A 22,850-nucleotide genomic window follows, 5' to 3' on the forward strand; every position below is an offset into this window, starting at 1 on the left:
GCGGGTTTACCTCCGTCGTTCGAAGGGGTATCAACGAATCAGAGCCCCGCCGGGGCGGCGTTGCAGGGGGAGTGGCGGCCGATGTTCCTCGATTGCTCGCGTCTGATCGTCGGCAACCAGCCGCGCCTGTCCAACGGCATCGCCGTCACCGACGTGGACGGCGACGGCGCGTTCGAGCTGGTGGTCACCGGCTACGGCACCAACAACCTGATCCTGAAATGGGACGGCGAGAAGCTGGTGGACATCGCCAGCCCGCTGCTGGCCGACGCCGCCGGCTGCACGGTCGCCATCACCGCCGCGGACGTGGACGGCGACGGGCGGGAAGAGCTGTACGTCCTCAACTCCGACTGCGCCAGCGGGCCGAAGGAGATGGGCGACCGGCTGTTCGCCTGCTTCGGCAAGCACTGGATCGACCTGCTGGCCCAGCCGGAGAACGCCGGCATGGCCAACCGCGTCGCCGGCCGCTCGGTGGTCGCCATGGACCGGCACGGGCACGGCCGCTACGGCTTCGTCGTGGCCGCCGACGGCGGGCCGTTCCGCCTGTTCGAGCTGAGCCGGCGCGGCCGGCTGGAGGACGCGGCGGAGGAGGCCGGGATCGACCTGATCGCCGCCGGGCGCGGGCTGGTCTGCCTGCCCTTCCTGTCCGACCGCATGGACCTGTTCGCCTGCAACGAGGGCGGGCCGAACTTCCTGTTCCGCAACCTGGGTGACGGAACCTTCGAGGAGATCGCGGAGGAGCGCGGCATCGCCGATTCCCGCTTCGCCGGGCGCGCGGTGGCGACGCTGGACACCGACGGCGGCGCCTTCGACCTGCTGGTCGGCACCTGGGAAGGGCCGCAGCGCCTGTTTCGCCAACGCTCCGGCGGCGGCTTCGTCGACGAGGCCACCGGCGAGATGTCGATGCCCGGCCGCGTGTCCACGGTCATCGCCGCGGATTTCGACAATGACGGCTACGAGGAGCTGTTCTTCAACCTGCACGGCGAGCCGAATCGCCTGTTCGGCTGGCGCAACGACGAATGGCAGCCGCTGGAGCTGGGCGACGCGCTGGAGCCGAAGGGCAACGGGACCGGGGCGGTGGTGGCGGACATCGACGGCGACGGGCGGCTCGAGCTGCTGGTCGCCCACGGCGGCGGCGGTCCCGCCCAGCCGCTGTCGCTCTACCGCACGGCGGCGACCGGCAACGGCTGGGTCCGCGTGCTGCCGCTGACCCCCTACGGCGCGCCGGCGCGCGGCGCGGTGGTCAGCTGCACGGCCGGCGGGCGCCGGCAGCGCCGGGCGGTCTGCGGCGGGTCGGGCTACCTGTGCCAGATGGAGCCGGTCGCCCATTTCGGGCTGGGTCCCCTGCACGCGGTGGAGCAGATCGAGGTGCGCTGGCCGGACGGCACCATCGCCATCATCGACAATCCGCCGACCGGCCGTGTGCTGACCGTTCCATACCCGCCGGAGTGAGCGTCGCACGGGGCGCCGTGACGGACGATATTTCCGCAAGGCAACAAATTTAAACTTTTCTGAAACGGCGGCCGACCTTAATTTGCGGGTGCCCGCGGGGTCCTGTCCGGGATCTTGCGGGAAGGGAAATGTCTGCCCTGTAACGAAACCCGAACGATAGGGGGCGCCGTTCCCGGTGGACGGCGGCCGCAGGCACCATGGCACCACGCGATGTTCCCCTGACCGGGGTGGAGCGGTTCTTCGACAACGACGAGGTCATCGTCTCCAAGACCGACCTGAAGGGCCGCATCACCTACGCCAACCGGGTCTTCCAGCGGGTGGCCGGCTACACCGAGTCGGAGCTGATGGGGGCGCCGCACTCCATCGTCCGCCACCCGGACATGCCGCGCTGCGTGTTCAAGCTGCTGTGGGATACGCTGGGGGCCGGGCAGGAGATTTTCGCCTACGTCGTCAACCGGGCGAAGAACGGCGACCATTACTGGGTCTTCGCGCACGTCACGCCCAGCTACGACGTCAACGGCCAGCTCATCGGCTACCACTCCTCGCGCCGGGTGCCGGAGCGGGCGGCGATCGACAAGGTCGTGCCGCTCTACCGCACGCTGCTGGACATCGAGAACAAGCACGCCGACCGCAAGCAGGGCATGAACGACGCCTTCGCCGCCGTCGTCGCCCTGCTGACGGAGAAGGGGATCGGGTATGACGAATTCGTCTTCTCTCTCTAGGGCCTTCGCCCTGGGGGCGGTGGCTGCCGCTCTGGTCGCAGCGCTGCTGGCGGTCGCGGCCGCCGGTTTCGGCGGGATCGGTGTCCGGCTGGCGCTGGGTGCTGCGGCGCTGGCGGCGCTCGCCGGGGTGCTGCTGTGCCTGGCGCGCGCCCGCGCCGCGGTGGCGCAGGCGCGGGCCGTGTGCGAGGCCGTCGCGCGCGGCGATTTCGAGGCGCGGGTCGTCCACATCCGCGAGGGCGGCGACCTGGGCGCGCTGATGGACGCGCTGAACGACAGCATCGACCGCACCGACGCCTTCATCCGCGAGGCGACGGCGTCGATGAGCTACGTCTCGGCCAACAAGTATTTCCGGCGCATCGTGCTGAAGGGCATGCAGGGCAACTTCCTGCACGCCAGCCGCACCATCAACAACGCCACCGACGCCATCGCCGTGAAGGTCAAGGGCTTCGCCGGCGTGACGGAGCGGTTCGAGGGCCAGATCCGCGCCGTCTGCGCGGAGGTCGCCGGCACCGCCCATCACCTGGAGCTGTCGGCGCGCACCATGGAGACGGACGCCCAGACGGCGACCGGCAAGGCCTCCTCCGTCGCCGCGGCCGCGGCGCAGACCGGGTCCAACGTCGGCAGCGTCGCCGCCGCGACGGAGGAGCTGTCGGCCTCCATCCGCGAGATCGCCCGGCAGGTGGAGCAGGTGGCGAAGGTCGCCGCCACCGCGTCCGGCGAGGCGGAGCGGTCCAACGCGCTGGTCGCCCAGCTGTCCGACACCGCCAAGACGGTGGGGGAGGTCGTCACCCTCATCAACGACATCGCCAGCCAGACCAACCTGCTGGCGCTGAACGCCACCATCGAGGCCGCAAGGGCGGGCGAGGCGGGCAAGGGCTTCGCCGTGGTCGCGCAGGAGGTGAAGCGGCTGGCCGACCAGACGGCCAAGGCCACCGGCGACATCTCCGGCCAGATCGCCGGCATCCAGTCCTCCACCGAGGAAGCGGTGAACTCCATCGTCGGCATCGGCCACACCATCCACGACATCAACCAGATCGCCGGCGGCATCGCGGCGGGCATCGAGCAGCAGGGCGCGGCGATCCGCGAGATCGTCTGCAACATGGACCAGGCGGCGGCCGGCACCCGCGCCGTGACCCACGACATCCAGGACGTCACCGAGGCCGCGTCCCGCACCAGCGACACCGCCCACGAGGTCTTCGCCGCGTCGGAGCAGATGACCGCCCAGGCCGACCGCCTGACGCGGGAGGTGCAGCTGTTCCTGGACGAGATGCACAAGGTCGCCTGAGCGGGAACCGGGTACGGGGCGATTGCACGAGGGGAACACACGCCGTTCCTAAAGCGAATTTGCATTCGCTTTAGATTCATATGGCCTCATTCGCCGGCCGGGCTTCGGCCGCACATGCGGCCGGGACCGCGGTCGCGGTCCAAAGCGGATTGCAATCCGCTTTAAGACACCCGTCATCCCCGCGAAGGCGGGGATCCAGTGCTTTCCAGAGCAGCACTCTTTGCGGCGTTCTGGATCCCCGCCTTCGCGGGGATGACGGTGGTTCTGTGAGCGGAATCGCGTCTCGATGCATGGATAACCGGAACCCCGGTGCGCCGCCCGTTGATCAGCGGATCGGCATATGCCCAAGGAGTGGGCTGCGGCGGGGCGGCGAGGGGTGCCCGGCCGACGGAATAAATCGAACTTTTCGGAAGTTACGTTCGTTTGTTGCGCCGTAGCGGGGTGTCGCCATTCGTCAGCCTCCCTGAATGACCAGGGGATGACTGTTTGGACTCCATACTGATGCATGTTTCGGCATTGCAACGAATTTGGAACCCCATTCCCTTTGTGGTTTACCAGCGGATGTCGGGGGCAATCCCAAGCGCTCCGCGGTCTTGCGGGCGTGGTACCGCCGGTGGCGCGTGTTGGCACGCCGCTTGATGTCCTTCGTGCAACGAACCGGCGAGAACGCGGAGAGGGTGGCCATGAGCGTTGCGGGAAGCGAGCTGTTCGAGCTGTCGAAGGGTGTTCTGGACGTCGCGTCGAAGAAGGTGTCGCTGATCGAGGACATCACCCGGCGCACCAAGATGCTGGCCATGAACGCGCTGATCGAGGCGGCGCGGGCCGGCGACGCCGGTCGCGGCTTCGCGGTCGTCGCCAACGAGGTGTCGGAAATCTCCAACCAGGTGAACACGATCACCAAGGAACTCCGCTCGGAGATCGTGGCCCGCGTCGACCACCTGACCACCACCGGCAGCGCGCTCGTGCGCGAGATGCACGGCAAGCGCCTCGCCGACCTGGCGCTCAACATGATCGAGATCATCGACCGCAACCTGTATGAGCGGTCCTGCGACGTGCGCTGGTGGGCCACGGACAGCGCCGTGGTCGATTGCGCCGCCGACCCGTCCGACGACAACCGCCGCCACGCCTCCCAGCGGCTGGGCGTGATCCTGGAATCCTACACCGTCTATCTCGACCTGTGGATCTGCGACGCCAAGGGGGAGGTGATCGCCACCGGCCGGCCCGGCCGCTACGCCGGCACCGTGGGCTCCCGCGTCGGGGAGGAAGGGTGGTTCCGCCAGGCCATGTCCACCCGCAGCGGCGGCGAGTTCACGGTCGGCGACGTCGCCCGCAACCCACGGCTCGACAACCGCGTCGTCGCCACCTACGCCACGGCGATCCGCAGCGGCGGCGAGGCGAACGGCGAGCCCATCGGCGTGCTGGGCATCTTCTTCGACTGGGAGCCGCAGGCCGCCGCCGTGGTGGAGGGTGTCCGGCTGGAGGAGAGCGAGCGCGACCGCACGCGCTGCCTGCTGCTGGACGCGCGGCACCGGGTCATCGCCTCGTCCGATGGGCGCGGCCTGCTGAGCGAAACGGTGGCGTTGCGCCGGGGGGATGGCGGCGGGATGGGCCACTACATCGAGCCCACGGGGCGCACCATCGGCTACGCCCTGACGCCCGGCTACGAGACCTACAAGGGGCTGGGCTGGTACGGCGTGATCGTGCAGGAGCCCGACCGCCACAGCGGCTCCGGGATGGGGCCTGGGATCGGCTGAACCGTGGCCGGAACGGGACCGGGGAGCCGGGATGGGCGGGTAAAGCTGGCATTCCTACGGTGCTCTGGTCATCGCGGCGGGTTGGTCTAAACTCCGGGTCCGCCGCGTTGCTGGAGACCTCTTATGTCCTCGACCTCCCGTCGCCTTTACGTTCGCCGCGACAGCTTCCCGATCGCCGGAACGTTCCGCATTTCCCGCGGCGCCAAGACCGAGGCCCAGGTGGTGGTGGCCGAGGTGGTGCAGGAGTGCAAGCGCGGGCGCGGGGAATGCGTTCCCTACGCCCGCTACGGCGAGTCCATGGACGGCGTGGTGAAGGCGCTGGAGGCGATGGCGGGCGAGGTCGCCGAGGGCTTGAACCGCGAGCGCCTGCGCGAGGTCATGCCGCCGGGCGCCGCCCGCAACGCGCTGGACTGCGCGCTGTGGGACCTGGAGGCCAAGCAGGCGGGCAAACCGGCCTGGCGGCTCGCCGGGCTGGCCGACGCGCCGAAGAAGCTGGTCACCTGCGTCACGCTGAGCGTGGACGAGCCGGCCGCCATGGCCGCCGCCGCGCGGCAGCGGGCGGCGGACCACCCCATCCTGAAGATGAAGCTGACCGGCGAGGGCGACCTGGACCGTGTGCGCGCGGTGCGCGAGGCCGCCCCCGCCGCCCGCCTGGTCGTGGACGCCAACGAGGCCTGGACGCTGGAGCAACTGCACCGCTTCGCGCCGGTGCTGGCCGAGCTGGGCGTCGAGATGATCGAGCAGCCGCTGCCGGCCGGCGAGGACGAGGCGTTGCGCGGCATCGACTGCCCGGTGGCGCTGGGAGCCGATGAGTCCTGCCACGACCTGGGCTCGCTCGACCGGCTGAAGGGCCTCTACCAGGTCGTCAACATCAAGCTGGACAAGGCCGGCGGCCTAACCGAGGCGCTGCTGATGAAGAAGGCGGCGGAGGAGGCCGGCTTCGACATCATGGTCGGCTGCATGGTCGCCACCTCGCTCGCCATGGCGCCGGCCGTGCTGGTCGGGCAGGGCGCGCGCTACGTGGACCTGGACGGGCCGCTTCTGCTGGCGGAAGATCGCACGCCGGCCCTGCATTACGACGGCGCGGTGCTGTGCCCGCCGGCCGCGGAACTCTGGGGATGACGCCGCCGCCCGGCGGTGCTGCTTTTGGCGGCCTTCTGGATGACCTTCCCTCCGGCCCGCTGCCGGACGAGCTTTTCACGACCCTCGCGGCCACGCCGGGTGTGCGGATCGAGCGCATCCTGTCCACCGGGCAGGCTTCGCCGGAGGGCTTCTGGTACGATCAGGCCTGGGACGAGTTCGTGCTGCTGGTGCAGGGCGCGGCCGGTCTCCAGATCGAGGGCGAGGGAGAGCGTGTGCTCGGCCCCGGCGACTGGGCAATGATCCCGGCCCGCACCCGCCACCGCGTCGCCTGGACCGATCCCGACGCGCCGACCGTCTGGCTGGCCGTCCACATTGGCGAACCATAAAAAATCTGGGGAGGAAAGAGACGATGAGCATCGACGTCGCGCGCGCCCGCGCGGAGACGCCGGGCACCCGGCATGTCGCGCATTTCAACAACGCCGGCGCCGCCCTGCTGCCGCAGCCCGTGCTGGACGCGGTGGCGGAACACCAGGAGCTGGAGGCGCGCATTGGCGGCTACGAGGCCGCGGAGCGCAACCGGGACAGGTTGGAGGGCACCTACGACCCCATCGCCCGGCTGCTGTCCTGTGACCGGACGGAGATCGCGCTGGTGGAAAGCGCGACGGTCGGCTGGGACATGGCCTTCAACGCCGTGGCCTCGCTGCCCGGCGGCGGCTTCCGGCCGGGCGACCGCATCCTGACCGCGCGCGCCGAATATTCGGCCAACATCATCCCCTTCCTCCAGGCCGCCCGCCGCACCGGCGTGGTGGTGGAGGTGATCCCCAGCGACGAGACCGGCCAGACCTCCGTGGATGCCTTGGAGGCGATGGTCGCGGAGCCCGGTAAGGGGCGGGTGGCGCTGATCGCCATCACCCACATCCCGACCAACGGCGGGCTGGTGAACCCGGCGGCGGCCATCGGCCGGGTGGCGCGGCGGCACGGCATCCCCTACCTGCTCGACGCCTGCCAGACGGTGGGGCAGATGCCGGTGGACGTGGAGGCCCTCGGCTGCGACTTCCTGTCGGCCACCGGGCGCAAGTTCCTGCGCGCGCCGCGCGGCACCGGCTTCCTCTACGTGCGCAAGGACTGGCTCGACCGCATCGAGCCGCACACGCTCGACCATTCCGGCGCGGCGCTGGTCGCCGCCGACCGCTACGAGATGCGCCCCGACGCCCGCCGGTTCGAGCTGTGGGAGAGCAACGTCGCCGCCCGAATCGGGCTGGGCGTCGCGGTGGACTACGCCCTGTCCTGGGGCCTGGAGGCGATCCGCGACCGCGCCTTCGGGCTGGCCGAGACGCTGCGCCGGCGGCTGGCCGAACTGCCCGGCGTGACGGTGCGGGACCTCGGGGCGGAACGCTGCGCCATCGTGACCTTCACCGTCGACGGGCGGGAGCCGCGCGCCATCAAGGCGGCGCTGGCCGGGCAGGGGATCAACATCTCGGTGTCCGGCGCCGCCTCCACCCGCTTCGACATGGACGCCCGCGGCCTGACCGACCTCGTCCGCGCCTCTCCGCATTACTACAACTCCGAGGAGGAGGTGGAGCGGCTGGTGGCGGCGGTGCGGGGGGTGTGAGTCTTATGTGAAGGTCGTCGCGTTGGGCCCCCCTCCCGACCTCCCCCCATCTTCGACGGGGGGAGGAGAAGAGCCCTCCCTCGCCGAAGGTGGGGGAGGGTTGGGTGGGGGCCCAACGCGACACTTCTCACCCCACCCCTTCCACCACCGCCGCCACGCCATCCGCGTAGCGTTCCCAGGTCAGGCCGGCCATGAAGGCGGCGCCGGCCCGGCCGATGGCTTGCGCTTCGGCCCGGTCGGTCCACAGACGTTCCAGCGCGGCGACGATCTCCTCCACGTCGCTTTCGCCCCAGCCGTCGGTGCCGAAGGGAGCGCTGACGGGGCTCTGGCGCGTCAGGGGGACGCAGTTGCCGCCGCGGATCAGGTCGAGGTGCCCGGTGTTGGCCGACAGGATCGCCGGCACGCCGCAGGCCATGCATTCCATGGCGACGAGGTTGGTGCCACCCTCCCCCCGGTTGGGGAACAGGCCGACGTCCGCCTCGCGCAGGATGCGGGCCATGTCGGCGTTGGGCACGGGGCCGAGGTCGATCACCTGCTCCGCCCGGATGCCGTTGGCGACCGCCCAGCCCACCGCGTCGAAGCGGCCGTCGTCCCGGAACAGGACGGGTGCTACGGCCCGGTTGGCCTCCAGCGAGCGGGCGCCTTCCGGCCAGGGGCTGTGCCAGGCGGTCAGCAGAAGCGCCTCCGGATGGCGCTCGGCGAAGGCGCGGAAGGCGAGCAGGGCGAGGTCCTGGCCTTTGCGGAACTCCGGCTTGCCGCCGGAGACGACGACGAAGCGGTCGCGGAACCAGCCGGCCTTCGGCGCGGGGTGGAAATGCGTGGGATCGACGCCCTGCAGAACCGTGCGCGCGTGGGTGATGCCGGCGCCCTCCAGCACCCGCTGGACGAAGCCCGACCCGGCGACGATGGCCGCGCAGTCCGCGGCGCGCGCCCGGCCCTCCGCGTCGATGCCCGTGTCCTCCAGGTAGCAGACGCCGACAGTCGTCCGGCCGCGCAGCGTCACCCCGCCCACCGACCGGCTGCCGGCGAGGTTGTTGCCGAGCCCGCGCAGCACCGGGACGGAGACGACGACCTCCTGCCCGGCGTGCGGGGCGATTTGCGCGCAGAAGGACTCCGATTCGCGGAACAGGCCGGCCATGCGCTGCCACTCCAGCGGCGACAGCGCGATCTCCTCAAGCCGCAGCGGCAGGGAGCAGAGCGGCGCGAACCGCCCGGTGCGGGTCCAGTTCAGCGCGAGCTGCAGGCCGTTCACGCCCCAGCCGCTGTAGCTGGACAGGCCCCATTGGATGACGATGGGCGTGGCGGACATGCGGGGCTCCCTCCGGAGTGGTGGTCACCCGGTCTCTCAGACGGAGCCCGTCAAGTCAACGCCTGTCGGTTGCGCCTTTCGGTTGCTCAGGTCCGGGCGGTCGGGGAGACGTCGCCCATGGACTCCGACGCCGGGACGTAGGGCTCGTCGGACAGTCCGTTCACCTTGGCGGCCATGATGAAGTCGTTCTCGTGCAGGCCGTTGATCTTGTGCGTCCAGAAGGTGACGGTGCAGTGGCCCCAGCCGTAGAGGATTTCCGCGTGGTGGCCTTCCGATTCGCACAGGTCGCCGACGCGCATGGCGAAGGCCTGCGCCTCCCGGAAATTGCCGAAGCGGAAATCGCGCTCCAGCCGGTCCGGGTTGCCCTTGATCGACCAGCCCGGCAGCTGGACCAGATAGCTGTCCGCCATCGCGCGGTCCATCGGGGGAATGCCGCCCCGGCACGGCTCGCAGGTCATGGCGGTGAAGTCCTGTTGCGCGGCCATCTCGTGCCCTCCGTTGTTCATTCGTGCTTTGAGCAACAATCGTGGGGCGCGAACGGCATGCCGGCAAGGTGGGCGAGGTTGAGGCGGCGCCGAAGCTTGGCTATAGGACCCAAGACAGCGCCCGGCTGTTGTCCCCCACGCCACCCACGCTACCGGACGTCCGTGCCATGACCGATCTGCCTTTCGCCGATTACCAGCAGCCCAGCAAGCCGGCGGCGGGGCCGCGGCTGGCCATCGTCGGCGAGGCGCCGGGGGCGGAGGAAGCGCGCCAGGGCAAGCCCTTCGTCGGGCGCAGCGGCCAGCTGCTGGACGAGACGCTGAAGGCCGCGGGCGTGGACCGGGCGGAAAGCCTGGTCGCCAACGTCTTCCGCTACCAGCCGCCGGGCAACAAGGTGGCGCATTTCTTCGCCTCGCGCACCCGCGCCAAGAAGGAAGGCCGCGCCATCGACGAGCGCTGGGGGCCGTTCGGCACGTCCGACTGGGTGCTGGCGGAGTTCTCCGGCGAGATCGAGCATCTCCAACGCACGCTGGAGGCCTACGCCCCGCGCGTTATCGTGGCGCTCGGCCGCACGCCGCTGTGGGCGCTGACCGGGCAGAACGGCATCATGCAGCTGCGCGGAACGGTGCAGCCCTGCCGCCTGCTGCCGGGCGTCGACGTGGTGCCGACCTTCCACCCCAGCTACATCCTGCGTGGCCAGCTGGCCGAGCAGCCGACCTTCCTGGCCGACCTGAAGCTGGCGGCGTCGCTGTTGGGGGCGTGACGACCATCGTAGGTTGGGTGGAGGCGCAGCCGCAACCCAACATCCTGGCGTTGCAAGCGCTGTTGGGTTGCGCTGCGCTCCACCCAACCTACGGGAGCGTCCGGTCACGCCCGCGACGCGGCCTCCGCCAAGCCAAGGAAGGCCGGGAGCGGGTGGGTGATGACGTAGGTCGGGATCGGGGCGAGGTACTCGCGCATCCGGCCCTTCTCCACGAAGCGCTTGCGGAAGCGGGAGTGCAGGAACAGCCCGTCCAGCTTCGGCACGATGCCGCCGGCGATGTAGACGCCGCCGCGCGCGCCCAGCGTCAGGGCGAGGTTGCCGGCCACGGTGCCGAGCATCGCGCAGAACATCTCCACCGCCTCGATGCAGTGCGGGTTGCTGGCGGCGAGCGCGGATTCGGTCACCTGGGCGGGGGTGAAGGCCTCCGGCTCCCGGTTGTCGAGGATGCTCAGCGCCTCGTAGAGGTTGACCAGCCCCGGCCCGGACAGCACCCGTTCCGCCGACACATGGTCGTGGCGCTTGCGCAGCTGGGCCAGAACGGCGCTCTCGCGGTCGCTGATCGGGGCCATGGTGACGTGCCCGCCCTCGCCGGCAAGCGCGGTCCAGCCCTGCGGACCGGGCACGAGGCCGGACACGCCGAGCCCGCTGCCCGGCCCGAGGACGCCGACCACCGCGTGCGGCTCCGGCGCGCCGTCGCCGACCTGTCGGACGTCCGCGGGGGTGAGGCGTGGCACCGACAGGGCCACGGCGGTGAAGTCGTTGATGACGGCCAGCCGCTCCAGCCCCAGCGCGCCGCGCACGTGGGCGGTGGAGAAGGCCCAGCTGAGGTTGGTCATCGCCACGCGGTCGCCGGTCACCGGCCCGGCGATGGCGAAGGCGCCGCGCGTCGGGCGGGGCAGGTGGCGCACGGTCGCCAGATAGGCCTCCGCCGCCGCCTCCAGCGTGGGGAAGTCGGCGCCGCGCAGGACGCGCTGGTCGTGGACGCCCGTGTCGTCGATCAGGCCGAAGCGGGCGTTTGTGGCGCCGATGTCCGCCACCAGCGTCAGCGCGCCGGTGGTCTGGATGGGGAATGCGGTGTCGGTCGTCATGACTCCAGTGTCACCCGTACGGCGCGCGCGTCAAGGCGTCCACGTAGGTTTCCCGCCACCAGCCGATGTCATGGCGTCGCAGGGTGCGCATGATGGCGTCGTGCCGCTCCTTCCGCTCGGGCAGGGACATGGTCAGGGCGCGTTGCAGCGCGTCGGCCACCGCCTCGATGTCGAAGGGGTTGACGATCAGCGCCTCGCCCAGCTCCCGCGCGGCCCCCGCGAAGGTGGACAGCACCAGCACGCCGGGATCGTCGGGGTCCTGGCAGGCCACATACTCCTTGGCGACGAGGTTCATGCCGTCGCGCAAGGGGGTGACCAGCCCGACGTTGGCGGTGCGGTAGAAGCCGGCCAGCACGCGCCGCCCGAAGCTTTTGTTCAGGTAGCGGATCGGCACCCAGTCGAACTCGGCGAATCGGCCGTTGATGCGGCCGGACAGCTCCGACAGCTCGCGCTTGATGGCGATGTATTCGGGCACGTCCTCGCGGCTCGGCGGGGCGATCTGCAGGAAGGAGACGCGGTTGCAATGCTCCGGGTAGGTGGCCAGCAGCTGCTCGAAGGCCTGGAAGCGCTGCGGCAGGCCCTTGGAATAGTCCAGCCGGTCCACGCCGATGATCAGCCGCCGCCCGACCAGGCTTTCCCGCAGCCGTTCCGTGTGGCGCGAGCGCGCGGCGGTCTGGGCGAGGCTTTCCAGGTTGGCGGTGTCGATGCTGATGGGGAAGGCCTTGGCCAGCAGCGTGCGGCCGAAGGCCTGGATCATCATGCCGCCCTCCGGCCCGCGGTCCTCCACCGTGCCGTCCGTCTCCTCCCGGATGTAGTCGGCGAAGCAGCGCAGGTCGACCTGGGTGTGGAAGCCGACGAGGTCGTAGTTGCACAGCTCCCGGATCAGCTCCCGGTGGTTGGGCAGGGCGACCAGGATCTCCGGCGCCGGGAAGGGCGTGTGCAGGAAGAAGCCCATGCGCTGGTTGCAGCCGCGCTGGCGCAGTTCCTCGCCGAAGGGGATCAGGTGGTAGTCGTGCACCCAGACCATGTCGTCGGGCTGTAAAAGGGGCGCCAGCCGCTCCGCGAAATAGCCGTTGACCCGCTTGTAGCCCTCGCGCGTGCGGCGGCTGACCTCGATCAGGCCGAGCCGGTAGTGGAACAGCGGCCACAGCGTCTGGTTGGCGAAGCCGTTGTAGTATTCCTCGAAGTCGCGCCGGCCGAGGTCGAGCGTCGCGTAGGTCAGGCGCCCGACGTCGGTGCGCGTCGGCTCGCCCTGGGAATCGCCCTCGACGACGTTGCCGCTCCAGCCGAACCAGATGCCGCCGGTCTTCTTCAGCGCGGCCAGCACGGCCACGGCCAGCCCGCCGGCGGCCTGCTTTCCTTCGTCGATCGGGGCGACGCGGTTGGATACGACGACCAGTCTGCTCACGGTCTGCTTTCTCCGGTTCCTGTGGTCCGCCCGGCTTCTCCGTCCGGAACGCTGCGGCCCGCGCGTGACCGGCTCCTGCTTTGCAATGGTGTGTTGCGCAAGGGACCGGGCGGGGACGAAACGAGCGGTGTTGACGGTTGGTTCCCCGCTGGCCCATGAGGCTACGCCAATGGGAGAGGGAGGGTTGGCAGCCCCGCCGTCCGCCCCAGTTTTTGCGGAAGCGAAGAGGCTTTTTTGTGTGCGGTGCAGCGTGACACGCTGCTCGCGCCAGCCGCACCCTATGCTCAATAATTCATCAACGCACTGAAATCAAAAAGAAAATCATTTTCCCTCTTGATCGGCCGGAGGACGCGATCATATTGTGCAGTGCGGCATCGATCGCATCTCCGATGGGAGCGGTGCCGTAACGCACTTCTTGGGCGTTTCCTCCCTAGACTTAAGGCCGCGGTGCAAGCCGCGGCCTTTTTTCTGCCCGGCCCATTGCCCAGACGACGTTCAGCGCGGTTCCAGCGGTTCGGACGGCAGGTGGGCGATGCCGTCCACCATCTCGTTCATGTGGCGGGCCAGCACGTCGAGGAAGGGCAGGCGGGACAGCGTCGCCTCGTCCATGTAGAGGTCGCGGCTGATCTCGATCTGCAGCGCGTGGATGCCCTGGCGCGGCCGGCCGTAGTGGCGGGTCGTGTAGCCGCCGGCGTAAGGGCTGTTGCGGCTGACCGTGTAGCCGAGGCCGCGCAGGAAGCGCTCCGCCGATTCCATGACCACCGGCGCGCAGGAGTTGCCGAAGCAGTCGCCCAGCACGATGTCGGCGCGCCGGGCGTCGCGGTCGCCCAGCCCCGGCGAGGGCATGGAGTGGCAATCGACCAGCACGGCGTGGCCGAAGCGGTTGCGGGTGTCCTCGACCAGCTGCCGCAGGGCGGCGTGGTAGGGCATGTAGAACAGGTTGACGCGCCGCACCGCCTCCGCGAAGCGCAGCTTGCCGCGGTAGATGTCCTCGCCGTTGGCGACCACCCGCGCGATGGTGCCCAGCCCCGCCGCGACGCGCGGGGAGCGCGTGTTGACGTAGGTGGGCAGGCTGTCCACGAACATGTCCGGGTCGAGTTCGTAGGCCTCGCGGTTGACGTCCAGGAAGGCACGGGGGAACAGCGCGCGGATCAGCGGCACGCCCAGCGCCGGTGCGCCGGCGAAGATCTCGTCGACGAAACAGTCCTCCGACTTGCGCAGCGCGCGCGGGTCGAGCCGCGCCGCCGCCAGGAAGTCGGTCGTGTAGCGGTTCCCGCTGTGCGGCGAGGCCAGCACCAGCGGCTTGGTTTGTTCGGCCGGGGTCAGCAGGTCGAAGGCCCGTTCCGGCTCGGTTACGGCGGCGGCGTGAGCGTCCATGGTCCCTTGATGTAGTGGACGAGGACGGTCCTGTCACGCTCCGTCCCGCTCGCGTTCCAACAGTCGTGACCGCGTTTGTGATGATGATCCCAAAAAAATGAAATCCGGGCTTGCCAGACCCCCGGGATGGTGGTACACCCCACGCCCACGCCGGACGGGCTGAAACGACGGTCCAGACGGCGGCAAGGATGGGCGCGTAGCTCAGCGGGAGAGCACTACGTTGACATCGTAGGGGTCACAGGTTCAATCCCTGTCGCGCCCACCATCCACGAAGGACGGAACCCAGGCGGGTTGCCGGCCTTCGCCATGTCTGGGCTCTGTGTCCGGGCCATCGCGTTCCGATCCGTCGGCGACCCTGCGGCGGAAGGCCCGATGAGGAGCCGCCGGCGGCGGGCACCCCATCGGGAGCAAGGCTCTTCAGGCCGCGGGCCGCTCCGCGGGCGAAGCCGAAGCCAGGGCGGCGACCTCGCGCTCGAAGGCTTTCCGTTCGTCGTTCGACAGCGTGAACTTCACGTGCAGCTGGCCGTGGTCGTTGGTCTTGACCACGAAGGGGAGGCGCCGCGACAGCGCCGGCGCGTGTAGGCTGCTGGTCGCGCCGGGGGCGAGGGCGGGCGCGTCGACGATCATGGCGCCGCCGGCGGACAGGTTGACGATGCGGGACTTCGCGTTTGCGGCGCCCGCCGTATCGCCAGCCACCGTTTCGATCGTGCAGGGGAGGTCGACCGGGAAGCGCGGCGAGCGCCGGCGGTCCACGTCGGCGGTCGCGGTGCGGACCACCCGCACCAGGATGCGCTGCAGCTCGTCGATGCTCTGCGCGACGTCGCTGGCCCCGGCGCGCACGTCGTTCGCCCGCGCGCCGGTCTGGGTGGCTTCCTCCGACACCAGCGCGATGCGGGACGAGACCTGGCGGGCGGCCTGGCTGGTCTCGCTGACGGTGCGCGCGATCTCCTGCGTCGCGGCGTCCTGCTCCTCCACCGCGGCGGCGATGGACGAGGAGATGTCCGACACCTGGCCGATGGTGCCGGTCACCTCCGCCACGGTGTCCACGGCCAGCTTGGTCACCGATTCGACGTCGGTGATCAGGGTGGCGATCTCCTCCGTGGAGCGGGCGGTCTGGTTGGCGAGGTTCTTGACCTCCTGCGCCACCACGGCGAAGCCCTTGCCGGCCTCGCCCGCCCGGGCGGCCTCGATCGTGGCGTTGAGCGCCAGCAGGTTGGTCTGGCTGGCGATCTCGCTGATCAGCCGGGCCACCGCGCCGATGCGCTCCACGGCGTCGGACAGGCGGACGATGATCGAACTGGCGGACTCCGCCTTGGCGACGGCCTGCCCGGTCACGTCCACCGAGGCGGCCACCTGGCGGCCGATCTCGCGGATCGAGGCCGACAGTTCGGCGGCGGCCGAGGCCACGGTCTGCGCGTTCGACAGCGCCTGGCTGGCCGCCGCCGCGACGTCCTGGGAGTTGTCGCTGACAAGGTCGGCCGAGGTCGCCATCGCCTCGGCGTTGCCGGCCATCTGCGACGCGTGCGTCGCCACGCTTTCCACGGCGCTGCGGGTTTCCCGCTCCACCGTGTCGGCCATGTAGGCCAGGGCGCGGCGCCGCTCCTCCTCGGCGGTGGCGCGGTCCTGCTCCTGCTGGGCCCGCAGCCGCTCGTTCTCCAGCCCGGCCTTGCCGAAGACGCGCACCGCCTCGGCCATCTGGCCGATCTCGTCGCCGCGCCCGTCGAATCCGACCTCGATGCGGAAGTTCCCGGCGGCCATGGCCACCATGGTGGCGCGCATCCGGTCGATCGGGCCGATGACGGCCGAGCGCAGGAAGACGACCGCGACCAGGATGATGGCCAACGTCACGAGAGCGACGCCGGTCAGGACGCGGCTCAGCGACGCGGCGGCGCCCTCGATGTCGGCGACCGCCCCTTCCAGCCGCGCCAGCCGCTGCTCCCGCGCGTCCGTCATGGCGGCGAGGAGCCGCTCCATCTCCTCGCCCATGCTCTCGGCGACCTTGTCGAACTGCCCCATCATCGCGTTTCCGGCGGTCGGGCCGCTGTCGACGTAGGCCTTCGCCATGCGCTGGCCCAGCTCGTAGAAGGGCGGGAAGGCCTGACGGGAGGCGTCGATGGCCGAGACGATGGCCGACAGGCCGAGCTGGTCGGCGATGGCGCGCGCCTCGGCGGCCGCCTCGCCGAACTTGTTGGCGAACTCCCGCGCCTTCTCCGGGCCGTCGTCCAGCCCGTCCTGCCCGCGCGTGGCGGACACGTCGGTCAGCCATTGCTGAACCTGCGCGACGTCGTAGCGCATCTCCGCGATGTGGCCGATCAGCGGGACGACCTTGCCGCTCACCTCGTCGGCGTTGGTGCGCACCGTCACGAGCGAGTCCCGCTGCGCCGCCATCTCCTGCTGCACGAGCAACGCCGCCGCGGCCGTCACGATAACGACCAGCAACGCCGCCGCCGAGGCCTTGGCCTTGATGGTCACGCTGTGCAGGACACTCATTCTTCGCTCCGCTGACTTTTCACAATGTCGCTTCCGGCCGGCCGTCGACTTGACCCCGTCTTGCGGGCGAGGGAAGGCGCCGCGGGCGGTCTTGGTCGGGGAAGTGGATCGCTGGGATTTCCAAGCGGAGGAACGCTAGTCGGAATTGGTTATGCGACTCTGAAGATCGTTACAAAAATGTCATGCGCTCTGCCAATGGTTGGCTTGCGTGGGCGTGAAGTCAATCCCAAGGCGTAGCCTGTTCAATGGCTTCCAGGAGTCTGTCCGGTGGCGGTTCGAGTGATGCGTCGTTTTGGCGCAGAGTCGGGTCGATGCGGGTTTTGCTTTGTAAACGAAAGGAATTCCAGACGGTCGGCGCCCACCTGCGCGGTCTCGGCCGCCTCGGCAACGCCGATTGGATCCCGCGTCCCGCCCCCGCTACCCGACCCGCCGGACGGGGGTGCAATTCCCATACGCCGTCCTTAGATTGTGTTTTTTCGCACAGGACGATGGACCCAGGCGGAAATTCCGATGTCTCGTGCGGATTATTTCGTTCCTTCGGAAGAAACTTGTACAGGTTGCCACCCAGAGGCTCGGCGTTGACGATCCGAGTCATCCACGTCGTTCTCCGCCAAAAGTACTTCAGCTGAGTTTTGACCCACACGACGACGGGGGGCGTTTCCGTGGCGGCCTTCGCCCGAAGGGCAGCGTCGGAGTCGAGCGCTTGGACAGCGGCAACGGCTTGCAGCACCCAGGCATCGTCGTCGGTCATCATTCACATAGACGACAACGAGTTTGTCTTTTATGACACCCACCGTCACCCCACTTGCTTAACAGCGAGCAGGGCCGATACACCTTTTTCCGTTCTTATTCTTTCGCACGTGACGATGGCTCCAGGCACAAATTCCCACGTCTCGTCCTCCGGATCATACCGCTCCGTTGGATGAAGCCTGTACAGGTTGTCACCTAGAACCTCGGCGTTGGTTGGTCTTATGGTTGGTGTCCCTTCATCCAGAAGATTGACGTATATGACGACTATTTTCTTGTCCATTGCCACCTCCACCATTGGACGGAATTTCTGTCAAAATCCGGCCGTCCAACCTGCAGGATTTCTCTCGTCTGATCATCCTGCACCACGTAGTTATCGCCCCACTCATAGCGGGTGGCCGTATTTCCCTGATTGACCTTGTTTGGCGCTCGATGTCGCGTTCCATATTTTATGGTATTCGTGATCTTCTGGGGTGTCCAGCCCCGCTCCTCAATCTGGCGTGCCCACTTCTGCGGCTTCTTGAACTTCCCAAGTGTCCACGTCGTGTCGCGTTTGTCTATTTCCCGCCATGCCATCCACGCGAGCTTGACGAACGTACGGCCGCGCATGAAGGGAATGATGTAAAGTTCCGGATAGACCGGTTCGATGGCGTCCTTGTACGGGGCGTCTTCTTCTTCATATGGGTCCGCCCAGCAGCGGCAGTTGTAATCCTCGCCGGGATCGGGGGAATCGCTCCATTCCCGGACCATGCCGTCAAGGGCGGCATGGCTCGGTCGGACTCGATCGTCGTCGGTCGTGCGCCAGACATATTTCCCATCCGGCGCTTCCGCGACCGCTTTGTTCAAGGCTTCGATCGTCTCGTCGCCGGGCCTTGCCATGCCGGTGCCCGGCAGACCGTTATTGACCTGGAACCGCTTTAGGGAGTGGAAGAGTTCGCTGTCCGGTATCCCGGTGATGCCGATCTTTTCATAGGGAGAGTAATAACCCAGTCGGTTGGGTGTGCGTTTCATCCGCAGGACGTCGAATTCGTCCACGCTGGAGTTCGGCGACAGCTCCTTTTCAAGTTGTAATTCCATCGCCTCCGGACTCCGTTCGAATTCAACAGGCCGAGCACCCGGTTGGATGTGTCAGCGAGTAAACAGCATATAATCCTTTTTTTGCTGCTGTATAAATGAATTTTATCCTAATTTGGGCGCACCTCGCCACCTCGCCACCTCGCCACCTCGCCGGTAACCGGCGCAAGCAGCGCAGTGGATTAGGTTCACTGTGTCCGGGTCAGCGGACGTTCGGCCCCAATGCCCCCAATGAATAATGGCGCCCGCGCGCCGATCCGTTCAGGTGCGGATCAGCCCGTCGTCCTCGCGCGGGGCCGGCCGCGGAGCGGGAGGGGCGTTGCGCAGGTCCAGCCCGTCCAAGGGCGCAGCACCGGCCATTCCCTTGGCGTCTTCGACTGCCTGGGTAATGGCGATGCACAGGTGTTGGCGAGACATACGTTTGTCTTCGGCCTGTTCTTGCGTGCGACACTTTTTCCCCAAGAAATACAGATCAAAGACTTGTCCATTGCGGATGGCGCGCGTCATGCTTGAGCTTTCCAACGAAAGCTCGGGGAAGCCGCATGCGCAGCGTGGCCTGTTCGAAACGGGTGCAGTTCCTCCGGCCGGTCTTGAAGACGTTTTTGGCCAATTTGGAGCGCTATGCCGAGGCGCAGGGATGGGAAGATTTCGCTCACGCCTACAACGAGCAGGCGACGCTGTCTCTGTTGGCGGCGGCGTTCTGGCAATCGGATCTGATTGCGATCGAGGAATATACGAACTGGAAGGGGCGGGGCCAGGACGCTTCGCAGGGGCGCGGCGACCTGTGGGCGCGCTGTCCGAAGACCGACAACGAAATCGTCATTGAGGCCAAGCAGCAGAAGACCGAACTGGGTACGCACGACAAAACGATTCGCGGGGCGCTGGATGCAGCGGCTACGGATGCGTTCCGCAACCGCGACGCCGCGCTGCGCGCTGGGTTGACGTTCTTCACTCCGGAGGTGAGGACCGGTACCGGTCGTGACGCCGTGATCGATTTGTTCGACCGGATTCGCACTATCGCGTTGGAGTACGGCGTGGACGCGCTGGTTCTATGGTATCCGGAAGAGGCGATGCGCAATCCAGACGAAGCGCGATCGCAGAAGCAATCTTACATGTTCCCTGGCATCATCGCCGCCCTGCGGATCGCCGCAGTCACCGGGCAGCGTCCGATCCCGAACTCGGAACGTTTGCCGACGACCCACCGCTTCCGCTCGGTGGCACTGGCGTAGGGGCCAGGCCGGGCGCTAGGTCCGGATCAGCCCGTCATCGTTGCCCGGCGCTGGCCGCGGGGCCGGGGGAGCGTTGCGGAGATCCAGCCCGTCCAGCGCACGGCGAAGCGCCTCCAGCCCGGCGCCGGCCGTCCCCTTGGCGTCCTCGACCGCTTGCGTGATGGCGATGCACAGGTCCTGGCGGCGGGCGGGGTCCTGCCGGCTTTCCTCCAGCAGGCGTTCGATCGAACCGACACCGCCATGTTGGCCGTCACCCTGCGGAGGCGTGGCCTTGGGGTCGATCCCGAGCAGCGGCAGCAGATAGTCGCGGCCCTTTTCCCGCGCGACGGCCACCGCCTTGTCGCCGAACTTGGCCGCAGCGGTCAGGCCGGCGTCCCAGGCCGTCAGCGCCGTCAGGACCGACGCGGCGCAGAGTGGTCCCTGTTCCCTTGACGTCGCCGGAGTCTCGGCCAGGGCGGGGCTCGCGGCGAGGAGGCCGGCGGACAGCAGGACGGCGATGCGGGGGGCGGCGGTGGGCATGGGATAGGCTCCTGACTCGGCTGACCGACATGTGGGGCGGTGGCCGCGGCCGTTCCAGGGCATGAAAAAAGCCCCCCTCCCTGGTGGGAAGGGGGCTTCGGCGGAGGCTATTGTACCCTTACTTGCCGTACTTGGCCTTCGCCTCGATGCGGCGACGGTGCAGGACGGGCTCGGTGTAGCCGTTCGGCTGCTCGCGGCCCTTGAAGACGAGGTCACACGCCGCCTGGAAGGCGACGCTGTCGTCGAAGTTCGGGGCCATCGGGCGGTAGAGCGGGTCGCCGGCGTTCTGCTGGTCCACCACGGCGGCCATGCGCTTCATCGTCTCCACGACCTGCGCCTCGGTGGCGATGCCGTGGTGCAGCCAGTTGGCGATGTGCTGGCTGGAGATGCGCAGGGTCGCGCGGTCTTCCATCAGGCCGACGTTGTTGATGTCCGGCACCTTGGAGCAGCCGACACCCTGGTCGATCCAGCGGACGACGTAGCCGAGGATGCCCTGGGCGTTGTTGTCCAGCTCTTGCTGCACCTCCTGCTCCGACCAGTTCGGGCGGTCGGCCAGGGGGATGGTCAGGATATCGTCCAGGCTGGCGCGGGCGCGGGCGGCCAGCTCGTCCTGCCGGGCGGCGACGTTGACCTGGTGGTAGTGCAGGGCGTGCAGCGTGGCCGCGGTGGGCGAGGGCACCCACGCGGTGTTGGCGCCGGCCTGCGGGTGGGCGATCTTGGCGGCCAGCATGTCGGCCATGCGGTCCGGCATCGCCCACATGCCCTTGCCGATCTGCGCCCGGCCCTTCAGGCCGCACAGCAGGCCGGTGTCGACGTTCCAGTCCTCATAGGCCTTGATCCAGGCGGACGACTTCATGTCGTTCTTGCGGATCATCGGGCCGGCTTCCATGGCCGTGTGCATCTCGTCGCCGGTGCGGTCGAGGAAGCCGGTGTTGATGAACACCACGCGCTCGGCGGCCGCGCGGATGGCCTCCTTGAGGTTCACCGTGGTGCGGCGCTCCTCGTCCATGATGCCCATCTTCAGCGTGTTGCGGGCCATGCCCAGCGCGTCCTCGACGCGGCCGAACAGCTCGTTGGCGAAGGCGACCTCCTCCGGACCGTGCATCTTCGGCTTCACGATGTAGACGGAGCCGGCGCGGCTGTTCTGGTGCGCCCACTTCAGGTCGTGCAGCGCGGCCAGCGAGGTGACCATGGCGTCCAGGATGCCCTCCGGCGCCTCGCTGCCGTCCTTCAGCAGCACGGCGTCGATGGTCATCAGGTGGCCGACGTTGCGGACCAGCATCAGGCTGCGGCCGGGCAGGACCAGCGTGCCGCCGGTGGGCGTGGTGTAGACGCGGTCGGCGTTGAGCTTGCGCTCCACCTCGCCGTCGCCCTTCGGGAAGGTGGCGGTGAGGTCGCCGCGCATCAGGCCCAGCCAGTTGCGGTAGACGAGGACCTTGTCCTCCGCGTCCACGGCGGCGACGGAGTCTTCGCAGTCCTGGATGGTGGTCAGCGCCGATTCGACCACCAGGTCGGCGACGCCGGCCGGGTCGGTGCTGCCGATGGGGTGGCTGCGGTCGATGACGATTTCCAGGTGCAGGCCGTTGTTGACCAGCAGCACGGAGGCCGGGGCCGACGGGTCGCCGGTGTAGCCGGCCAGCTTGTCCGGATGGGCGAGGTACGCGGTGCGGTCGCCGCTCAGCGCGACGGCCAGGTGCCCGTCCTCGATCACGTAGCCCACGGCGTCGGCGTGGGAGCCCTCGGTCAGCGGGGCGGCGCCGTCGAGCACGGCGCGGGCGCGGGCGATGACCTTCTCGCCGCGCTTGGGGTTGTAGCCCTTGCCGCGCTCCGCGCCGTCGGCGTCGGGAATGGCGTCGGTGCCGTACAGCGCGTCGTACAGGCTGCCCCAGCGGGCGTTGGCGGCGTTCAGCGCGTAGCGGGCGTTCATCACCGGCACGACCAGCTGCGGGCCGGCGGTGGTGGAGATCTCCGGATCGACGTTGGTCGTCGTCACGGCGAAGGCCGGGCCTTCCGGCAGGAGGTAGCCGATCTCCTTCAGGAATTCCGTGTGGGCCGCGCGGTCCAGCGGCTGGCCGCGGCGCTCCCGGTACCAGGCGTCGATCTTGGCCTGAAGCTCGTCGCGCTTGGCCAGCAGCGCGCGGTTGCGCGGCGCCAGATCGTGGAGAATGGCGTCAAGCCCCGACCAGAACTGTTCCGACGTGACGCCGGTGCCCGGCAGGGCCTCGTCCTCGATGAAGCGGTGAAGCTCCGTGGCAACCTGCAAGCCGCCAACCTGAATGCGTTCCGTCACCATAGTTGCTCGTTCCTTCCGAAGTCGAAATCACCGCGGTTTTTCGGTTTGTCGTTGTTTGGCTGACGTCGTTTCACCGCATGCCCGCCGGACCGGTTTTCCGGGCCGTTGCGGGCGTCGGGCGACAAAGTACACATTCGCGCGGCGTTGGTCTTCCTTCTAATTGGC

21 protein-coding genes and 1 tRNA gene are annotated in these 22,850 nt (G+C 68.7%); 10 read left to right on the forward strand and 12 right to left on the reverse strand.

Annotation, left to right across the window (positions count from 1 at the left end; all coding sequences use genetic code 11):
• Positions 1-81: 81 nt before the first annotated feature.
• The 7 genes from J2851_RS19230 (at position 82) to J2851_RS19260 (ending at position 7,905) form a co-directional block, all read left to right on the forward strand.
• Positions 82-1,449, forward strand: a complete 1,368-nt coding sequence (locus tag J2851_RS19230; RefSeq protein ID WP_209768081.1) for a CRTAC1 family protein — start codon at positions 82-84, stop codon at positions 1,447-1,449.
• A gap of 197 nt (positions 1,450-1,646) precedes the next feature.
• Positions 1,647-2,171, forward strand: a complete 525-nt coding sequence (locus tag J2851_RS19235) for a PAS domain-containing protein (protein ID WP_209768083.1) — start codon at positions 1,647-1,649, stop codon at positions 2,169-2,171.
• A 541-nt stretch (positions 2,172-2,712) separates the two neighbouring features.
• Positions 2,713-3,456, forward strand: a complete 744-nt coding sequence (locus J2851_RS36725) for a methyl-accepting chemotaxis protein (protein WP_264656830.1) — start codon at positions 2,713-2,715, stop codon at positions 3,454-3,456.
• 683 nt (positions 3,457-4,139) lie between these two features.
• Entirely contained in the window at positions 4,140-5,210 is a 1,071-nt protein-coding gene (locus J2851_RS19245; RefSeq protein WP_209768087.1) for a methyl-accepting chemotaxis protein, read from the forward strand.
• Positions 5,211-5,333: 123 nt separating this feature from the next.
• Complete coding sequence (gene dgcA / locus J2851_RS19250; RefSeq protein WP_209768089.1) at positions 5,334-6,332, forward strand: N-acetyl-D-Glu racemase DgcA; 999 nt, start codon at positions 5,334-5,336, stop codon at positions 6,330-6,332.
• Positions 6,329-6,679 carry a cupin domain-containing protein gene (locus tag J2851_RS19255; RefSeq protein WP_209768090.1) on the forward strand — a complete coding sequence of 117 codons (351 nt, stop codon included), beginning with the start codon at positions 6,329-6,331 and terminating at the stop codon, positions 6,677-6,679. The genes dgcA and J2851_RS19255 overlap by 4 nt, the downstream gene beginning before the upstream one ends.
• Positions 6,680-6,702: 23 nt before the next feature.
• A complete protein-coding gene (locus J2851_RS19260) occupies positions 6,703-7,905 on the forward strand; it encodes an aminotransferase class V-fold PLP-dependent enzyme (RefSeq protein ID WP_209768092.1) in 1,203 nt (400 codons plus the stop codon).
• 127 nt (positions 7,906-8,032) lie between these two features.
• Here J2851_RS19260 and J2851_RS19265 read toward each other — a convergent pair whose 3' ends face one another.
• Both J2851_RS19265 and J2851_RS19270 read right to left on the reverse strand, forming a co-directional pair.
• Entirely contained in the window at positions 8,033-9,214 is a 1,182-nt protein-coding gene (locus tag J2851_RS19265) for a glycosyltransferase family 4 protein (RefSeq protein ID WP_209768094.1), read from the reverse strand.
• A gap of 86 nt (positions 9,215-9,300) precedes the next feature.
• The gene (locus tag J2851_RS19270; protein ID WP_209768096.1) at positions 9,301-9,699 is read right to left on the reverse strand and encodes a 4a-hydroxytetrahydrobiopterin dehydratase; all 399 of its coding nucleotides are present in this window, start codon (positions 9,697-9,699) and stop codon (positions 9,301-9,303) included.
• A 167-nt stretch (positions 9,700-9,866) separates the two neighbouring features.
• On the opposite strand from J2851_RS19270, the gene J2851_RS19275 reads away from it, so the two are divergent.
• Positions 9,867-10,460: a uracil-DNA glycosylase gene (locus J2851_RS19275; protein WP_209768097.1), complete on the forward strand. Its 594-nt coding sequence runs from the start codon at positions 9,867-9,869 to the stop codon at positions 10,458-10,460.
• Between the two features lie 104 nt (positions 10,461-10,564).
• On the opposite strand, the gene J2851_RS19280 is transcribed toward J2851_RS19275, so the two are convergent.
• The 3 genes from J2851_RS19280 to J2851_RS19290 all read right to left on the reverse strand — a co-directional run bounded on the left by J2851_RS19280 (position 10,565) and on the right by J2851_RS19290 (position 14,333).
• Positions 10,565-11,548 (reverse strand): glucokinase, encoded by a 984-nt coding sequence (locus J2851_RS19280; RefSeq protein WP_209768098.1) that lies wholly within the window; start codon positions 11,546-11,548, stop codon positions 10,565-10,567.
• A gap of 10 nt (positions 11,549-11,558) precedes the next feature.
• Positions 11,559-12,956, reverse strand: a complete 1,398-nt coding sequence (gene otsA / locus J2851_RS19285; protein WP_209768099.1) for an alpha,alpha-trehalose-phosphate synthase (UDP-forming) — start codon at positions 12,954-12,956, stop codon at positions 11,559-11,561.
• 495 nt (positions 12,957-13,451) lie between these two features.
• Positions 13,452-14,333, reverse strand: a complete 882-nt coding sequence (locus tag J2851_RS19290; RefSeq protein WP_209768100.1) for an N-formylglutamate amidohydrolase — start codon at positions 14,331-14,333, stop codon at positions 13,452-13,454.
• A 190-nt stretch (positions 14,334-14,523) separates the two neighbouring features.
• Here J2851_RS19290 and J2851_RS19295 point away from each other — a divergent pair.
• Positions 14,524-14,598, forward strand: a tRNA-Val gene (locus J2851_RS19295).
• Between the two features lie 152 nt (positions 14,599-14,750).
• On the opposite strand, the gene J2851_RS19300 is transcribed toward J2851_RS19295, so the two are convergent.
• The 5 genes from J2851_RS19300 to J2851_RS19320 form a co-directional block, all read right to left on the reverse strand.
• Entirely contained in the window at positions 14,751-16,823 is a 2,073-nt protein-coding gene (locus J2851_RS19300) for a methyl-accepting chemotaxis protein (protein WP_246500782.1), read from the reverse strand.
• A 220-nt stretch (positions 16,824-17,043) separates the two neighbouring features.
• Positions 17,044-17,577: a hypothetical protein gene (locus J2851_RS19305; RefSeq protein ID WP_209768101.1), complete on the reverse strand. Its 534-nt coding sequence runs from the start codon at positions 17,575-17,577 to the stop codon at positions 17,044-17,046.
• 42 nt (positions 17,578-17,619) lie between these two features.
• Entirely contained in the window at positions 17,620-17,853 is a 234-nt protein-coding gene (locus J2851_RS19310; RefSeq protein ID WP_209768102.1) for a hypothetical protein, read from the reverse strand.
• Positions 17,838-18,647: a phage minor head protein gene (locus J2851_RS19315; RefSeq protein ID WP_209768104.1), complete on the reverse strand. Its 810-nt coding sequence runs from the start codon at positions 18,645-18,647 to the stop codon at positions 17,838-17,840. Before J2851_RS19315 ends, J2851_RS19310 begins: the two co-directional genes overlap by 16 nt.
• A 258-nt stretch (positions 18,648-18,905) precedes the next feature.
• A complete protein-coding gene (locus J2851_RS19320) occupies positions 18,906-19,151 on the reverse strand; it encodes a hypothetical protein (protein ID WP_209768106.1) in 246 nt (81 codons plus the stop codon).
• Positions 19,152-19,186: 35 nt separating this feature from the next.
• Here J2851_RS19320 and J2851_RS19325 point away from each other — a divergent pair, with 35 nt between their 5' ends.
• Positions 19,187-19,873 (forward strand): hypothetical protein, encoded by a 687-nt coding sequence (locus J2851_RS19325; RefSeq protein ID WP_209768108.1) that lies wholly within the window; start codon positions 19,187-19,189, stop codon positions 19,871-19,873.
• Positions 19,874-19,888: 15 nt separating this feature from the next.
• Here J2851_RS19325 and J2851_RS19330 read toward each other — a convergent pair whose 3' ends face one another.
• Both J2851_RS19330 and J2851_RS19335 read right to left on the reverse strand, forming a co-directional pair.
• The gene (locus J2851_RS19330; protein WP_209768110.1) at positions 19,889-20,392 is read right to left on the reverse strand and encodes a hypothetical protein; all 504 of its coding nucleotides are present in this window, start codon (positions 20,390-20,392) and stop codon (positions 19,889-19,891) included.
• 118 nt (positions 20,393-20,510) lie between these two features.
• Entirely contained in the window at positions 20,511-22,682 is a 2,172-nt protein-coding gene (locus J2851_RS19335; protein ID WP_209768333.1) for a malate synthase G, read from the reverse strand.
• Positions 22,683-22,850 lie beyond the last annotated feature (168 nt).

The organism is Azospirillum rugosum (genome assembly GCF_017876155.1).
GTDB classification, from domain to species: Bacteria; Pseudomonadota; Alphaproteobacteria; order Azospirillales; family Azospirillaceae; genus Azospirillum; species Azospirillum rugosum.

Bases quoted from the DNA above. Each gene is read 5' to 3' on its own strand.
- J2851_RS19230 (WP_209768081.1), top strand. From the start codon at position 82: ATGTTCCTCGATTGCTCGCGTCTGATCGTCGGCAACCAGCCGCGCCTG.
- J2851_RS19235 (WP_209768083.1), top strand. From the start codon at position 1,647: ATGGCACCACGCGATGTTCCCCTGACCGGGGTGGAGCGGTTCTTCGAC.
- J2851_RS36725 (WP_264656830.1), top strand. From the start codon at position 2,713: ATGGAGACGGACGCCCAGACGGCGACCGGCAAGGCCTCCTCCGTCGCC.
- J2851_RS19245 (WP_209768087.1), top strand. From the start codon at position 4,140: ATGAGCGTTGCGGGAAGCGAGCTGTTCGAGCTGTCGAAGGGTGTTCTG.
- dgcA (WP_209768089.1), top strand. From the start codon at position 5,334: ATGTCCTCGACCTCCCGTCGCCTTTACGTTCGCCGCGACAGCTTCCCG.
- J2851_RS19255 (WP_209768090.1), top strand. From the start codon at position 6,329: ATGACGCCGCCGCCCGGCGGTGCTGCTTTTGGCGGCCTTCTGGATGAC.
- J2851_RS19260 (WP_209768092.1), top strand. From the start codon at position 6,703: ATGAGCATCGACGTCGCGCGCGCCCGCGCGGAGACGCCGGGCACCCGG.
- J2851_RS19265 (WP_209768094.1), bottom strand. From the start codon at position 9,214: ATGTCCGCCACGCCCATCGTCATCCAATGGGGCCTGTCCAGCTACAGC.
- J2851_RS19270 (WP_209768096.1), bottom strand. From the start codon at position 9,699: ATGGCCGCGCAACAGGACTTCACCGCCATGACCTGCGAGCCGTGCCGG.
- J2851_RS19275 (WP_209768097.1), top strand. From the start codon at position 9,867: ATGACCGATCTGCCTTTCGCCGATTACCAGCAGCCCAGCAAGCCGGCG.
- J2851_RS19280 (WP_209768098.1), bottom strand. From the start codon at position 11,548: ATGACGACCGACACCGCATTCCCCATCCAGACCACCGGCGCGCTGACG.
- J2851_RS19290 (WP_209768100.1), bottom strand. From the start codon at position 14,333: ATGGACGCTCACGCCGCCGCCGTAACCGAGCCGGAACGGGCCTTCGAC.
- J2851_RS19300 (WP_246500782.1), bottom strand. From the start codon at position 16,823: ATGAGTGTCCTGCACAGCGTGACCATCAAGGCCAAGGCCTCGGCGGCG.
- J2851_RS19305 (WP_209768101.1), bottom strand. From the start codon at position 17,577: ATGATGACCGACGACGATGCCTGGGTGCTGCAAGCCGTTGCCGCTGTC.
- J2851_RS19310 (WP_209768102.1), bottom strand. From the start codon at position 17,853: ATGGACAAGAAAATAGTCGTCATATACGTCAATCTTCTGGATGAAGGG.
- J2851_RS19315 (WP_209768104.1), bottom strand. From the start codon at position 18,647: ATGGAATTACAACTTGAAAAGGAGCTGTCGCCGAACTCCAGCGTGGAC.
- J2851_RS19320 (WP_209768106.1), bottom strand. From the start codon at position 19,151: ATGACGCGCGCCATCCGCAATGGACAAGTCTTTGATCTGTATTTCTTG.
- J2851_RS19325 (WP_209768108.1), top strand. From the start codon at position 19,187: ATGCGCAGCGTGGCCTGTTCGAAACGGGTGCAGTTCCTCCGGCCGGTC.
- J2851_RS19330 (WP_209768110.1), bottom strand. From the start codon at position 20,392: ATGCCCACCGCCGCCCCCCGCATCGCCGTCCTGCTGTCCGCCGGCCTC.